The following is a 12894-nucleotide window of genomic DNA, read 5'->3' as shown; positions in this document are numbered from 1 at the left end:
CTTAACAGGAGGCGGTTTGTGAGGAATGAAAATTCCAACCCAGATATAGAGGATGATCGGTCCTGGCGGGCGCCTTTGTCTGATGACCAGCGCGCCCGGCAAGCCTGGATAGGGGTCTTGTCCATGGCCCCTTCCGCCCGTTTGTCAGACTTGTTCGAAGCGGTACCTGAAAAACCGGATTATGAATTTCTTCGGAAGCCGGAAAGCGGGTTGATCATGACCCAGGGCCGAATCGGTGGGGCCGGTGGAGCCTTTAACATGGGCGAAATGACGGTGACACGCTGCAGTGTGAAATTGTCTGATGGGACAGTCGGGCATGCTTATCAGGCGGGCCGTGACAAGAAAAAGGCGCGCTGCTGTGCCCTGTTGGACGCGATGCTGCAACAGCCTGATCGCCAGGCGGAAATCATGAAATCAATTATAGAGCCGTTAAAGGCCGAACAGGCGGCGCGGGATATGGCGCGCGCTAAAAAGGTTGCGGCGACGAAGGTTGATTTTTTCACCCTTGTGCGGGGGGAGGATTAAACGATGACCCTTACCGATTTGGCCCCCGGCTTTGCAGATCCGGTTCGCGATGCTGCAGTCAGTTTTCGCACCATTCTGGATGCGATGGCCCGGCCGGGTGAATTGAAATTACTGCCTGTGAAGGCCCCGGTTCCTGCCCCCTTGAATGGGGCGGCGGTCTGCATTGCCTTAAGCCTGATGGATCCAGATACGCCCTATTGGTTGGCGCCAGATCTGCGCAATGACCGTATCATTGGACATTTCAGCTTCCATACCGGTGCCCCCTTTGATGCGGATATTGCAAAGGCACAGTTCGCTTTTTTCCCGGTCGCGGATCTGCCGCAAGTTATGCTGGATTTAGCGATTGGCACGGATGAATACCCAGACCGGTCTGCGACAGCCATAGCATTGGTGCCCGGATTCGATGTGGTCGGGGGCGCGCGTTTGGCCGGGCCAGGCATTGAAACAACGTGTGATTTTGCACCTGGTGGAATGACCGCGGACGCCTGGGACGCCCTTGAGCGCAATGCGATGCTATTTCCATTGGGGGTGGATACCATTTTCGCGGGACCAGACAGTCTTGCCGCGATCCCCCGCAGCACACGCCTAACCCGATTGGAGGCTTAGACCCATGTATGTTGCTGTAAAAGGCGGTGAGCGCGCGATTGATAATGCCCATCGCTTGCTGGCCGAAGATCGGCGCGGGAAGACGTCCACCCCGGACTTAACGGTGGATCAGATCCGCGAACAGATGAAGCTGGCCGTGGGGCGTGTGATGACCGAAGGGTCCGTTTATGATCCAGATCTGGCGGCCCTGGCGCTGAAGCAGGCGCGCGGAGATATGATTGAAGCGATTTTTCTGGTGCGTGCCTATCGCACGACATTGGCTCGTTTCGGCAATAGTTTGCCGGTCGAAACTGGCGCAATGAAAATTGATCGCCGTATCTCTGCTGCATTCAAGGATGTGCCGGGCGGTCAAATTCTGGGCCCGACCTTCGATTACACGCATCGGCTGATTGACTTCAAACTGGCGGCAGATGGCGGCAGTGCAGAGGAAGCGATTTCCATGGATGAAGCGATGCCTCAGGCGCGGCACGTGCTGGACCTGCTGGCAGGCGAAGGGCTGGTGGAGACACCTGAAGCATCCAAGGATCAGGCACAGCCTGGGGATATTACCCGTACCCCGGTCGAATACCCGATGGACCGATCAACCCGGCTGCAAAGCCTGGCGCGGGGGGATGAAGGGTTCCTGCTGGCCTTGGGATATTCCACCCAACGTGGCTATGCCAAGAACCATCCTTTTGCCGGTGAAATTCGTGTCGGGCGGGTAGCGGTTGAATTTCAGCCAGAAGAGCTGGGATTTCCCATCCAGATCGGCGAGATGGAAATGACCGAGTGCAATATGATCAACCAGTTCAAGGGCTCCAAGACTGCGCCGCCGCAATTCACGCGGGGTTATGGCGTCGCGCTGGGACATGGGGAGCGCAAGGCCATGGCCATGGCGCTGGTGGACCGATCACTGCGGGCAGGGGAACTGGGAGAGGAGCGCACAGCGCCTTCCCAAGATGAGGAATTCGTCCTGTCCCATTGTGACAACGTTCAGGCAACGGGCTTCGTGGAGCATTTGAAGTTACCCCACTATGTGGACTTCCAGTCGGAGCTAAATCTGGTGCGGAAAATGCGCAAACACGTGGAAGAGGGTACAGCCTTCGAAGCAAAGGAGGCCGCAGAATGAGTACGGAAACACAAGACGATGAGCTGGAATACAATTTCGCCTATCTGGATGAACAGACCAAGCGGATGATCCGCCGCGCCTTGCTGAAGGCCGTTGCCGTGCCGGGTTATCAGGTTCCTTTTGCCGGGCGTGAAATGCCCATGCCCTATGGTTGGGGCACGGGCGGTATCCAGGTCACGGCCTCAATTCTAGAACCTGACGATGTTTTGAAGGTGATCGACCAGGGGGCCGATGACACGACCAATGCGGTTTCTATCCGTAAATTCTTTCAGCGTGTCGCCGGAGTCGCGACGACAGAAAAGACCGAGGATGCAACCCTGATCCAAACCCGTCACCGCATCCCCGAAATGCCGCTGCATGAAGGGCAGATTTTGGTCTATCAGGTGCCGATCCCGGAACCGCTGCGTTTTCTGGAACCGCGTGAGACCGAGACCCGTAAAATGCATGCGCTGGAAGAATACGGCCTGATGCATGTGAAACTGTATGAGGATATTGCGCGCCACGGTCATATCGCGACGACCTATGCCTATCCGGTGAAGGTGAATGATCGCTATATCATGGACCCATCGCCGACGCCGAAATTCGATAATCCGAAAATGAATCGCTGTGCCGCCCTGCAATTGTTCGGCGCGGGTCGGGAAAAGCGGATCTATGCAGTACCGCCCTATACCGATGTGGTCAGCCTGGATTTTGAGGATCACCCCTTTGAGATTCAGGCCTGGGATGAACCGTGCTCTTTATGTGGGGAAACCAACAGCTTCCTAGATGAGGTGATCATGGATGATCAGGGCACGCGGATGTTCGTCTGTTCTGATACGGATCATTGTTCGACACGTCAGCAGCAGGGCTATCAAGGCCCAGGGCAGGAGGCCGCAGAATGACTGAGACCGAAAACGCCCAAACGCCTTTACTATCGGTCCAATCCGTTACCAAGACATATGGGCCGCATCTTGGCTGTTCTGATATCAGCTTTGATCTGTATCCAGGGGAAGTGATCGGCATCGTCGGAGAATCCGGGTCGGGTAAGACAACGCTGTTGAATTGTCTGGCCGGTCGACTGACGCCGGATTCAGGGGAGATTCTGTATACAGATCGCCTCGGCTCCGCATTGAATGTGCATACCGTATCAGAGCCTCAACGCCGTATGTTGATGCGCACCGACTGGGCCTTTGTGCATCAACATGCGCGGGACGGATTGCGCATGACAGTCAGCGCTGGCGGCAATGTGGGCGAACGGCTGATGGCAGGCGGTGCCCGCCACTATGGCAATATTCGCGAACAGGCACTGGATTGGCTGGAAAAGACCGAAGTGGATGTCAGCCGCATCGATGACCGCCCGGACACATTCTCCGGCGGCATGCAGCAACGATTGCAGATCGCACGAAATCTTGTGACCGGTCCGCGTCTGGTCTTCATGGATGAGCCGACAGGGGGGCTGGATGTTTCAGTTCAGGCCCGATTGCTGGATCTGTTGCGGGGGCTGGTCTCGGAAATGGGGCTCAGTGCGATCATCGTCACCCATGATCTGGCCGTGGCCCGGTTGCTGTCCCATCGACTGGTGGTGATGCGGCGTGGCCTGATCGTTGAAACGGGACTAACCGATCAGGTCCTGGATGATCCGCAAGATGCCTATACCCAGCTACTTGTATCCTCTGTCTTGCATCCATGAGACGGGGAGGGAGCTTTTATGACTGATTTACTGCGCCTGACCAATGTTGAAAAATCCTTCACTCTGCACAATCAGGATGGGATCACATTGCCGGTTTTCAAGGGATTGACCATGCAGGCCCGTGCCGGGGAATGTGTTGCCTTGGCAGGCCCATCGGGCATGGGGAAATCCACACTGATGCGCATGATCTATGGCAATTATCTGTGCCAGGGGGGACAGGTAGAGGTTTTGCATAAGGGGGGCTGGGTCGATATCGCAAAAGCCAATGCACGGGACATCTTACAGGTGCGGCGCTGGACATTGGGCTATATCAGCCAGTTTCTGCGGGTCGTGCCCCGGGTTTCGACCCTGAATGTCGTTGCAGAACCATTGATAATGCGCGGCGTTGATGGCGCAACGGCTCGGGATCAGGCCGCCGTGATGCTGACCCGGGTCAATTTGCCGGAATCCCTGTGGCACCTTGCCCCCGCGACATTTTCCGGCGGGGAACAACAGCGTGTGAATATTGCACGGGGATTTGTTGCAGATTATCCGGTAATGCTGCTGGATGAACCAACCGCATCGCTGGATCAGGCCAATCGCGAGGCGGTACTGGATTTGATCAGATCGTCAAAAGCGGCAGGACGGGCTTTGGTTGGCATCTTTCATGATGCCGATACACGAGCGGCGGTCTGTGATCGGGAATTCTCGATTGGCGATTTCAAGGTATCCGCCTGAACAAAAGATATGGAATGGGACATGAACGATATTCGAAGCACCACCAGGAACGCCAATCTGCACGATGCAATCGGGACAACCATTTTTGCCAATGCGCGGGTAATTCTGGCCGATCGCGTGATGGGGGCCGGGCGTGTGACCGTGACAGATGGTCTGATCACGGCCATTGAAGAAGGAGACGCGGTTCCGTCCCTGCCGGGTGCGCAGGTCATTGATTGTGCGGGTGATTATCTGATGCCTGGCATGATCGAGCTTCATACCGATAATATCGAAAAGCACATCATGCCCCGCCCCGGTGCGGTGTGGCCGTCTGTTGCGGCCTCTATCGCCCATGACACGCAAATCATATCTGCGGGCATCACGACGGTTTATGACAGCGTTTCAGTTGGGGCCTTTGACGAAGGCGATATTCGCCTGAAGGCGTTGCAGGATATTTGTGATGCGCTGGAGACGGGCGAAAGGGACGGCCTGTTCAAGGCGCGCCATCTGGTGCATCTGCGCTGTGAAATATGCTTCCCGGATCTGGAAAATTTACTACAGCCATTGATCAACCGCCCCTTGACCGGACTTGTGTCGATCATGGACCACACACCCGGACAGCGCCAATTTGTCGATGAGAGCAAATATGTCCAGTATTACAAACACAAAAAGGGCTTCAACGACGAACAGATGAAGGTCTATATGGATGAGCGCCGGGTGGAACAGGGCCTGTATGGCGAAAAAAACCGTCGCTATGCCGTCGATCTGGCCCATCAGCACGGGCATGCCCTGGCCAGCCATGACGACGCGACCGTAGACCATGTTGCCGAGGCCGTATCCGACCGCATGACGATTGCGGAATTTCCCACCACAGTCGCAGCGGCGGAAGCATCCCACGCGGCGGGTCTGGCCGTTCTGATGGGCGCGCCGAATCTGGTGCGTGGCGGGTCGCATTCGGGGAATGTGGCTGCGATTGAATTGGCCAGACTGGGACTTCTGGATATTGTCTCCAGCGATTATGTCCCGGCCAGCCTGGTCCATTCTGCCTTCCTGCTTGTCGATCAGGCCGACACTATGGACTTGCCAGCGGCTGTGGCGACAGTGACCCGCAATCCTGCGCGGGCCGCCAAACTGACAGATCGTGGAGAAATTGCGGTGGGGTTGAAAGGGGACCTGGTGCGGGTTCATGACCATCGGCACCATCCTATCCTGCGCGGGGTCTGGCGCGACGGCATTCGGGTTTCCTGACCCATGACGCGGGGGCGTTTTATTGGCGTGGTCGGCCCTAGTGGCGCTGGCAAGGACAGCCTGATTGATGCCGCCCGTCGCCATTTCGGGGAGCATGGCCCGGTCCGCTTCGTCACACGGGCGATTACCCGACCCCAAGATGCGGGCGGAGAGGCCCATGAAGCCCTTTCTGAAGCTGAGTTTCAGGCCAGAGCCGCCGCTGGAGGGTTTACCCTGCATTGGCAGGCGCACGGTTTGTCTTATGGTATCCCGATTGATATCGAAGAGACTCTGGCTCTTGGCCGCTCTGTCCTAGTTAATCTGTCGCGCAGTGTTATCGATGATATCCGCACGCGATTTCCCAACCGCCTGATTCTGGTTGTCACCGCCAGCCCCAACATTCTGGCACAGCGGCTGAGTGTGCGCGGCAGAGAGTCTGCGGCTGATATAGAAGCCAGATTGCGTCGGGCGCCCCCGCTGTTCCCCCATGGCCCCGACGTCGTCACCATCCAGAATAATGGGTCTTTAGCGGACGCAGAAGCAGCATTCATCGCCGCCTTGAATCAGCGGGCGTCACCCTAAGGGGATGCGCGCGACTATGCGGAACGGGCTGCCGTCTTCCGGTTCCCCATAAAGGCACAAATCCTGTAACACAGTAGGCGCTGTCAGTATTGGGCTCACTCTGGGCGACAAGGCCGCAGCGACTGTCTGTCTCTCCTTGTCTTGTAACCGGCTGGTTAGGGTGATGTGGAAGCGGAAGTCATCCAGCACATAGGGATAGCCCCAGCGCAGCAGGTTTGAGTCCTGATTGGGCGTCAGTCCGGCAGCGCGTCGCTTTTCAATTTCACCTTCCGATGCGGGGCGTCGAAAGGTATCCAGTTCTGTGACACAGCGTCCTGCCAGAGCGCGCAAAGAAGCCGATGGTTCCATGGGACACAGGGCCAGGAACCCGTTTAAATCTTTCAGATATAAGGGCGACAGCGTTACTGGGCTTAGTGTTGCGGCAAGGTCTGATACCGCCTCTTTCAGGGCGCCATACTCTGTGCCATCAGTTAAGACAAAAGGCGGCTTCAATGTTCCGTGCAGGGCATAGTGCCTGGGTGCCTTGATGATCGCTGAATGCATATCCTCGGAATGTCCGGGCAAAGGACTGGTTGGCAGGGACGCGCCGGTTTCGGGATCGATCCCAAACCAGAATTTCCCAAAATCATGTAAAGGTTCATTCGGCCTTGGCCCAAAATAGACGGCATAGCGCTTGAAGCCCATAGGGTGGATCCTAGCCAGTTCTTTTTAGGGACTTATAGAAAACGGTCCGATCACTCTCAACAAAGTCCAACGTCGTGTAGAATTTCTTTAGATTTTGTTCCAATCCATCGGGGGTTACAACCACACTGACCATTTCTGCCCCCTGATCCTGACAGAAATCAATGACCGTTCGCATCAGGTGCTTTGCCAGACCTTTCCCACGATGGGCAGGCAGGACAAAAAGATCTTCCACCTCTGCGCAGGCGCCAAATTCCACGCCCCAGGTAATTGTGGCGGTAACAAGCCCGATAAGGCTGCCATCGGGGGCGACTGCCACCAGCATTTTGGATCCAGGCGCCCGGATCATGGCCAGCAGGTTTTGCCATTGGCGATCTGGGTCCAGCACAATGCCTTCTTCCGCGTAAAAGGCGGAATACAGCGACTGAAGCGCGGGACCATCCTGTTCGGTCGCATCGCGCAGGGGAAGGGTGTCTGTTTTGCTCATGGAACTGTTTTAGGAAGACTTTGTAATAAGGTCAAACTGTTCAATTTGCGCATCGCGCCCTATATGATCTCTTGAATTTCTCGACTAATCCAGTCGGTGCTTACATCGGTGTTGAGCAGGAATTAAATTCACATACAGTCGTGTGGTCATTCTGTGGCTCGACAATGGGTTTCATTTCAAATATCGGTAAATTGAATTCATTGATAGGACTCTCTGACAGTCAGGGATTTCCTTGATCCGTTATGTTTTCGGGGATGCACAAGGTGACAGAAACTAACACAAACACGCCAATCAGCCGTCATCGGCGTCTGCCATCTTTAAGCGCCTTGCGGGCGTTCGAGGCGGCGGCCCGCCATAGCAGCTTTCGGATGGCTGCGGATGAATTGAATGTGACGCATTCCGCCATCAGTCATCAGGTCAAGGCATTGGAGGATCATTTATCCGTTCCCCTGTTTTCGCGCGGGGGGCGTGCTGTGCATCTGACGGAAGAAGGACGAATCCTGTTTCCCATCCTGCGGGAGGCGTTTGATAACATCATTGCTGGGACGGAAATGCTGCGCCGTCAGCACAGTTCCGGCCCGTTGACGATACAGGTTTATGTCACCCTGGCCGTGAAGTGGCTGCTGCCGCGCCTTCATGCGTTTTCGAAGGAACATCCCGATGTTCAAATAGCCCTGGCGACATCTTATACCGATTGGGATTTTGCGCGCGGAGAGGTGGATGCGGCAATCTTGTTCGTTGAGACAAAACACGCAGACCTGGACTATACATCCCTGGGAAAGGCAAAGCTGTTTCCGGTTTGCGCGCCCAGCCTGTTGGAATCCGGCCCGCCCTTGAAGCGGCCTGAAGATTTGCGTCATCACCGATTGCTGGAAGTCTATCCGGCAAAAAATGACTGGCCTGATTGGTTGAATGCAGCGGGTATATCCGACCTTAGCCCATCCCCGAAAGGATCGCGCTTCGACAGTTACCTTCTGGCCTTAGAAGAAGCCGCCGCTGGCGAGGGCGTGTCCCTGGCGACCCAGGCTTTTGTGGCGGATGATCTGGATCGTGGTCGCCTGGTAAAGCCCTTTGAATTTTCCGTCGAAAGCCGCGCACCCTGGTATTTCGTATGTCCGAAAGAGCGTCGGAACGAACCGCGTATCCTGAAATTCAAGGATTGGTTACAGGCTTGTCTGAAGACATCGGCCGAAGGAGCCGGGCTTGATTGAACGTGGTTAAATCTAGACTCGCATGACGCGCTTTCATCGGGTATGTATTGATGGCCCAGAAGGGTGTTAGGGGACTTAAAAGCCATCAACGCACTGAGTCGATTGACGGCGCATCGCTGAGCCAAGAACCGGCAGATGCGCCACAATCTGAGTCACTGGTATTCAGTAATGGGCAGGTATGACGGATTTCCAGACACGGGCGGGCCAGACAGGTTCGGGAACAGGCAAATCTATTAAAGCGAAGCTGGCGCGGCTTTTTCGGGAGCGTGAACTGCTTTTGCGGTCTGAAGGGCAAGTCCGCTATTTGCGGCTGAGGCCCGTTCCCCAGATGGTTATGACGGCAGCGGTTTGTGGCACATTTCTGTGGCTTGCCGGTGCCAATGGTTTTGTCTGGCTGCAGAACCGACATCTGGATAAAAAGCAGATGGAAATTCTGGAGGCCCGTGTTGCCTATGAGCAATTGCGTGGTGACTTGCAGAATTATCAGAGCCAGATTGCGGGTCTGGCGCAGGGTATCTTGAGCCAGAATAACAGCGCGGCGCCTCAGGGGGCCGTCGAATTGCAGGAACTGGCAAGTGTCACGACTGGTATTGAAAGCGCATTCGATCAGATCAATCGTGACCTGGATCTGACACAGGCGGATCGGGATCGTATTATCCAAAGCCGGGATGCACTGCATGCCCGGATTGCAGAATTGGAAGATGCGCTGAAGGGCAGCCAGAATGCCGTCGCCAGTCTGGAGCAAACCGTATCCGAGCGCGATGATGTTCTGACCAGGGAACGACAGAAAATCGTATCCCTGACCGATACGGGCGAGGTATTGCGCGATAAGGTGGCGGCGCTGGATCATTCATTGATTCAGGCAAATGGTAAGATTGATACGCTGGAGACCCGGCTTCAAATCACAACGGCTGCCTTGTCGGAGGAACGATCCCGCGTTGAAGGGCTGGATGACATTCGCGCCCGTTTGGCGCAACAGGTTGAAACCCTGCAATCAGGGCTGTCGGCGGCAGAGGCCCGAGGCGAGCGCCTGACAAACAATGTCGCGAATTTAACTGAGAGTTTGAAGGAACTGGAAACCGAACGTGTTGCCATGGCTGGGGAGCGGGAGGCGTTGACATCGGATCTTTCAGTTGTAGAGGCGGAATTGAACCTGCATCAGGCCGCAACGGATAAGACCCGCCACCGCCTGGAAGTGGTTGTCGCGCGGTTGGCGGAACTGACCAATGACACCTATACCGGACCAAAGGATGCGGGGGATGTCAGTGCATTACAGGCACTTGAATCCCAGATCGGGGATTTGTCAGCGGAACTCCGCACGGCGCGCAATAATGCGGTGGATATGGAAACCGCGATTGGTGAGGTCGTCGTCGGGTTGGCGCAGGTTGCGGGCGATTCTCCCGCCCGTTTGGATTCGCTGAATGCTCCGGAGCAAAAGGTTTCACTGACCCGTGAATTGTTGGATGAAGTGACCAGTGTGCAGCAGAATCAGGCCGTTCTGATCTCTCGCCTGACGGACGAGGCAGAGCTTGGCATTTCGCGCAATGAGGCCGTGTTGGAAATGGCCGGTTTGGATGTTGATCGGCTGTTGCGCAGTGCGGGTTTCGAGGCCGGGACGGGTGGGCCGTTGGAAATTATCCCTGAGACGAATGGGGCGCTGCCGGATCATGGTGTTCAGGTGGCCAGCGCCGACGCTGGGGAGGCGATTGGTAACCCAGGTGCCGAATTGGCAGCGGATGTTGATATCCTGCAAAGTCGCCTGGCGCGTATGTCAGCCTTGAATGACCTGATGCGTTGTGTGCCTTTGATCTCTCCGGTCGATAACTACCAACTGACATCGCCCTTTGGTCAGCGGAAAGATCCGATTAATGGAAAACTTGCGATGCACAGTGGCATTGATATTGGCGGATGGGCCGGTATTCCGGTTCATGTCTCTGCGCCAGGCAAGGTGATTTTCGCAGGGCGCAATGCCGGATATGGCTATATGGTTGAAGTCGACCACGGCTGTGGCATCAAAACCGTCTATGCGCATTTGCGGCGCATTAAGGTCAAGGTGGGTGAGGTCTTGGAACATCGCACCGTAATCGGTACACTGGGCAGCACGGGGCGTAGCACGGGACCGCATGTCCATTATGAAATTCGCGTTGACGGCGCAGCCATGGACCCGGTCGGCTTTATTGAAGCAGGGCGTCATGTTCACAAAATCTAAGCGTAACAGTACTATGTCAAAGCAACCCTCTCACACAGCAAACACCGGAAAGCCGCAGCGTCCTGGGCCGCCCTCTATTGTGGCCGCAGATATGCGGATTGTGGGTGATCTGGAAACCGAAGGCGATGCTCAGATTGATGGCCGCATCGATGGTGATTTACGGACCCGCACGGTCACGATCGGGCAGGGCGCGACAATAAACGGCTCCATTTGTGGTGATACGATCAAGATTTCTGGCACCGTGAATGGGGAGGTCCGGGGCGGCACAGTCATCCTGACATCGACGGCAAAGGTGATAGGGGACATCCATCACAAAAGCCTGTCTATTGACGCCGGGGCGTTCCTTCAGGGGTTGTGCAAGCGGATGGTCGCAGATGCGCCAGATGCGCCAGGGAATTCCCCGAATCTGGTGACGCATCAGCCTGAAAAATCAGGCTCAGAGCCGGCATCGACTACTGCAACGGTAACAGCGCTTTCTTAAAGCAACGCCTGCGCAAACAGACCCGTTGGCAATGTCGTATTATCTGAAAAATGTGGTAAGGGCACCCTGTGTGATAACATGATGTTCTGGCGTCATTTAATTTTGGCTGACCCTGGCGCCGTCAGCGAACCCAGCTGTCATCGGGTGCGCGACGCCATGCGGCCAGAACACGCCCCGCCCCTGAAGCATCGATGCGTTCAAAATAATCGATGATCTTTGTATAGGCAGATGTTTGACGGAACTTGTCAGGCTCCCCACCACCCTGCAACAGAGCCAGCAGATCCCCAAAATTTCGTCGATCAAAACCACAGGCCTTGCAGGCAATGGCGATCGCTTCCGGACCGGAATCATACAGGACACGTGTGGCGCCTTGTTCGGTCAGGTCGGTCAGCTCCTGAAACAGTTCCTCAAACCGGAACAGGTCATTCTGCTGTAGCGCGCCCACCAATTGCCGGGGATGCGGTCGCAGGCCGGATCCCGCCGTTTCATTATGCCCATCGGGTTGATCCAGATGCGATAGAAAATCTTCCTGTTCCAGGGCTTCGGCGATTGCCTGATCAACAACCTGTTCTATGTCCATTTCGACATCGCTGCCGCTGGCGACGATTTTCTCTTCTAAGCCTTTGCGCATGGCCTGCCCGACGAATTCGTACATCTTCCGGGCCTGGGCGGTCGATAGTTCCTGGCGCTGAATCAATAGACCTTGCAGCCCTTCATGTTCGCGCGACAGACCGACAACATCTTCAAGTACACGTTCGGAAAATTGCGCCCCTGTGTTGGAAAGCGCGGCGGCGATCACCGAAGAATTTTCTGTCCGGACCAGGGATTCAGTAACATTTTGCGGCAGGCTTTCCCGTTGCGCCACGGCTACCTGATGGGATTCCGCCTTGCTGACGATCATATCGATCAGGTCATTATCCTGCAAAACAACACTGCGCATAATGACGGGGCGGGCGACTTCTATAATGTCATTTGCCAATGTCACGATCAGGGAATGCGGCGCGTCTTTCTGGTCTGCCAACTGATGCGACAGCGCGGCCCGGACCTGCGATTCAACGTCTCGTATCAGGGCCGATATGATGTCATAAGCCAGCGCCTTTTCTTTGTTGGACAGGTTGCGCCCGGTCTTAAGGCACAATTCACCAATCGCTTCCGCCAGAGCAGAACGATCTTCCCGCCGCCCACTGCGTGCGACATCCACCAGATTTTCCACCGGAATGTTTCTCATCCCGCGTTCCTAATATTGGATAGCTTTTCACCTGGATGCATTTGAAAAAATCCCGAATCCAAGCGCATATCCAATCGCTAAAAGGTCCAGATTTATTTCTTCTTAAGACCACATATGAGAATAAGATAATGTGATTCTGGGAGCAAGTCTGATTATTTCGTGCTTCATTTGAAATATTCTGAAG

14 protein-coding genes are annotated in these 12894 nt (G+C 55.5%); 11 read left to right on the top strand and 3 right to left on the bottom strand.

The genetic code is table 11. The annotated features are described in order from the left end of the window. The first annotated feature begins 18 nt into the window (after window positions 1–18). From phnG to phnN, 8 genes are read left to right on the top strand one after another with little or no spacing between them, the layout of a single operon-like run. Window positions 19–525: a phosphonate C-P lyase system protein PhnG gene (phnG, locus tag ACOSDM_RS09820; RefSeq protein WP_420724330.1), complete on the top strand. Its 507-nt coding sequence runs from the start codon at window positions 19–21 to the stop codon at window positions 523–525. A gap of 3 nt (window positions 526–528) precedes the next feature. Further along, window positions 529–1131, top strand: a complete 603-nt coding sequence (phnH, locus tag ACOSDM_RS09815) for a phosphonate C-P lyase system protein PhnH (RefSeq protein ID WP_420724329.1) — start codon at window positions 529–531, stop codon at window positions 1129–1131. A 4-nt stretch (window positions 1132–1135) separates the two neighbouring features. Continuing rightward, window positions 1136–2239, top strand: a complete 1104-nt coding sequence (locus ACOSDM_RS09810; protein WP_420724328.1) for a carbon-phosphorus lyase complex subunit PhnI — start codon at window positions 1136–1138, stop codon at window positions 2237–2239. Then, window positions 2236–3120, top strand: coding sequence for an alpha-D-ribose 1-methylphosphonate 5-phosphate C-P-lyase PhnJ (locus ACOSDM_RS09805; RefSeq protein WP_420724327.1), 885 nt, complete (start codon window positions 2236–2238; stop codon window positions 3118–3120). The genes ACOSDM_RS09810 and ACOSDM_RS09805 overlap by 4 nt, the downstream gene beginning before the upstream one ends. Then, a complete protein-coding gene (phnK, locus tag ACOSDM_RS09800; protein ID WP_420724326.1) occupies window positions 3117–3908 on the top strand; it encodes a phosphonate C-P lyase system protein PhnK in 792 nt (263 codons plus the stop codon). The genes ACOSDM_RS09805 and phnK overlap by 4 nt, the downstream gene beginning before the upstream one ends. A gap of 18 nt (window positions 3909–3926) precedes the next feature. Then, entirely contained in the window at window positions 3927–4625 is a 699-nt protein-coding gene (phnL, locus tag ACOSDM_RS09795) for a phosphonate C-P lyase system protein PhnL (protein ID WP_420724325.1), read from the top strand. A gap of 21 nt (window positions 4626–4646) precedes the next feature. Further along, on the top strand, window positions 4647–5852 hold the full coding sequence (locus ACOSDM_RS09790) for an alpha-D-ribose 1-methylphosphonate 5-triphosphate diphosphatase (RefSeq protein WP_420724324.1): 1206 nt from the start codon (window positions 4647–4649) through the stop codon (window positions 5850–5852). 3 nt (window positions 5853–5855) lie between these two features. Next, the gene (phnN, locus tag ACOSDM_RS09785; protein ID WP_420724323.1) at window positions 5856–6413 is read left to right on the top strand and encodes a phosphonate metabolism protein/1,5-bisphosphokinase (PRPP-forming) PhnN; all 558 of its coding nucleotides are present in this window, start codon (window positions 5856–5858) and stop codon (window positions 6411–6413) included. Here phnN and ACOSDM_RS09780 read toward each other — a convergent pair. Together ACOSDM_RS09780 and ACOSDM_RS09775 are read right to left on the bottom strand one after the other, a co-directional pair. Next, entirely contained in the window at window positions 6405–7097 is a 693-nt protein-coding gene (locus ACOSDM_RS09780) for a DUF1045 domain-containing protein (protein WP_420724322.1), read from the bottom strand. The genes phnN and ACOSDM_RS09780 overlap by 9 nt on opposite strands. A 10-nt stretch (window positions 7098–7107) precedes the next feature. Beyond that, window positions 7108–7581, bottom strand: a complete 474-nt coding sequence (locus tag ACOSDM_RS09775) for a GNAT family N-acetyltransferase (RefSeq protein ID WP_420724321.1) — start codon at window positions 7579–7581, stop codon at window positions 7108–7110. Window positions 7582–7844: 263 nt separating this feature from the next. Here ACOSDM_RS09775 and gcvA point away from each other — a divergent pair, with 263 nt between their 5' ends. The 3 genes from gcvA (at window position 7845) to ACOSDM_RS09760 (ending at window position 11482) form a co-directional block, all read left to right on the top strand. Next, window positions 7845–8792, top strand: a complete 948-nt coding sequence (gene gcvA, locus ACOSDM_RS09770) for a transcriptional regulator GcvA (RefSeq protein WP_420724320.1) — start codon at window positions 7845–7847, stop codon at window positions 8790–8792. Between the two features lie 178 nt (window positions 8793–8970). Further along, entirely contained in the window at window positions 8971–11001 is a 2031-nt protein-coding gene (locus ACOSDM_RS09765) for a peptidoglycan DD-metalloendopeptidase family protein (protein ID WP_420724319.1), read from the top strand. 13 nt (window positions 11002–11014) lie between these two features. After that, window positions 11015–11482, top strand: a complete 468-nt coding sequence (locus tag ACOSDM_RS09760) for a bactofilin family protein (RefSeq protein ID WP_420724318.1) — start codon at window positions 11015–11017, stop codon at window positions 11480–11482. Window positions 11483–11603: 121 nt separating this feature from the next. On the opposite strand, the gene ACOSDM_RS09755 is transcribed toward ACOSDM_RS09760, so the two are convergent. Then, a complete protein-coding gene (locus ACOSDM_RS09755) occupies window positions 11604–12710 on the bottom strand; it encodes a DUF2336 domain-containing protein (RefSeq protein ID WP_420724317.1) in 1107 nt (368 codons plus the stop codon). Window positions 12711–12894 lie beyond the last annotated feature (184 nt).

This window comes from Hwanghaeella sp. LZ110 (assembly GCF_048892525.1).
In the GTDB taxonomy this organism is placed as follows: Bacteria; Pseudomonadota; Alphaproteobacteria; order UBA8366; family Aestuariispiraceae; genus Pacificispira.
Note: the sequence above shows the minus strand (reverse complement) of the source record. Positions and strands in the feature narration are given on the sequence as shown.

Coding starts and splice junctions, on each gene's coding strand:
- phnH (WP_420724329.1), top strand. CDS start 529: ATGACCCTTACCGATTTGGCCCCCGGCTTTGCAGATCCGGTTCGCGAT.
- ACOSDM_RS09790 (WP_420724324.1), top strand. CDS start 4,647: ATGAACGATATTCGAAGCACCACCAGGAACGCCAATCTGCACGATGCA.
- ACOSDM_RS09805 (WP_420724327.1), top strand. CDS start 2,236: ATGAGTACGGAAACACAAGACGATGAGCTGGAATACAATTTCGCCTAT.
- phnL (WP_420724325.1), top strand. CDS start 3,927: ATGACTGATTTACTGCGCCTGACCAATGTTGAAAAATCCTTCACTCTG.
- ACOSDM_RS09755 (WP_420724317.1), bottom strand. CDS start 12,710: ATGAGAAACATTCCGGTGGAAAATCTGGTGGATGTCGCACGCAGTGGG.
- ACOSDM_RS09760 (WP_420724318.1), top strand. CDS start 11,015: ATGTCAAAGCAACCCTCTCACACAGCAAACACCGGAAAGCCGCAGCGT.
- ACOSDM_RS09810 (WP_420724328.1), top strand. CDS start 1,136: ATGTATGTTGCTGTAAAAGGCGGTGAGCGCGCGATTGATAATGCCCAT.
- ACOSDM_RS09780 (WP_420724322.1), bottom strand. CDS start 7,097: ATGGGCTTCAAGCGCTATGCCGTCTATTTTGGGCCAAGGCCGAATGAA.
- ACOSDM_RS09775 (WP_420724321.1), bottom strand. CDS start 7,581: ATGAGCAAAACAGACACCCTTCCCCTGCGCGATGCGACCGAACAGGAT.
- ACOSDM_RS09765 (WP_420724319.1), top strand. CDS start 8,971: ATGACGGATTTCCAGACACGGGCGGGCCAGACAGGTTCGGGAACAGGC.
- phnK (WP_420724326.1), top strand. CDS start 3,117: ATGACTGAGACCGAAAACGCCCAAACGCCTTTACTATCGGTCCAATCC.
- phnN (WP_420724323.1), top strand. CDS start 5,856: ATGACGCGGGGGCGTTTTATTGGCGTGGTCGGCCCTAGTGGCGCTGGC.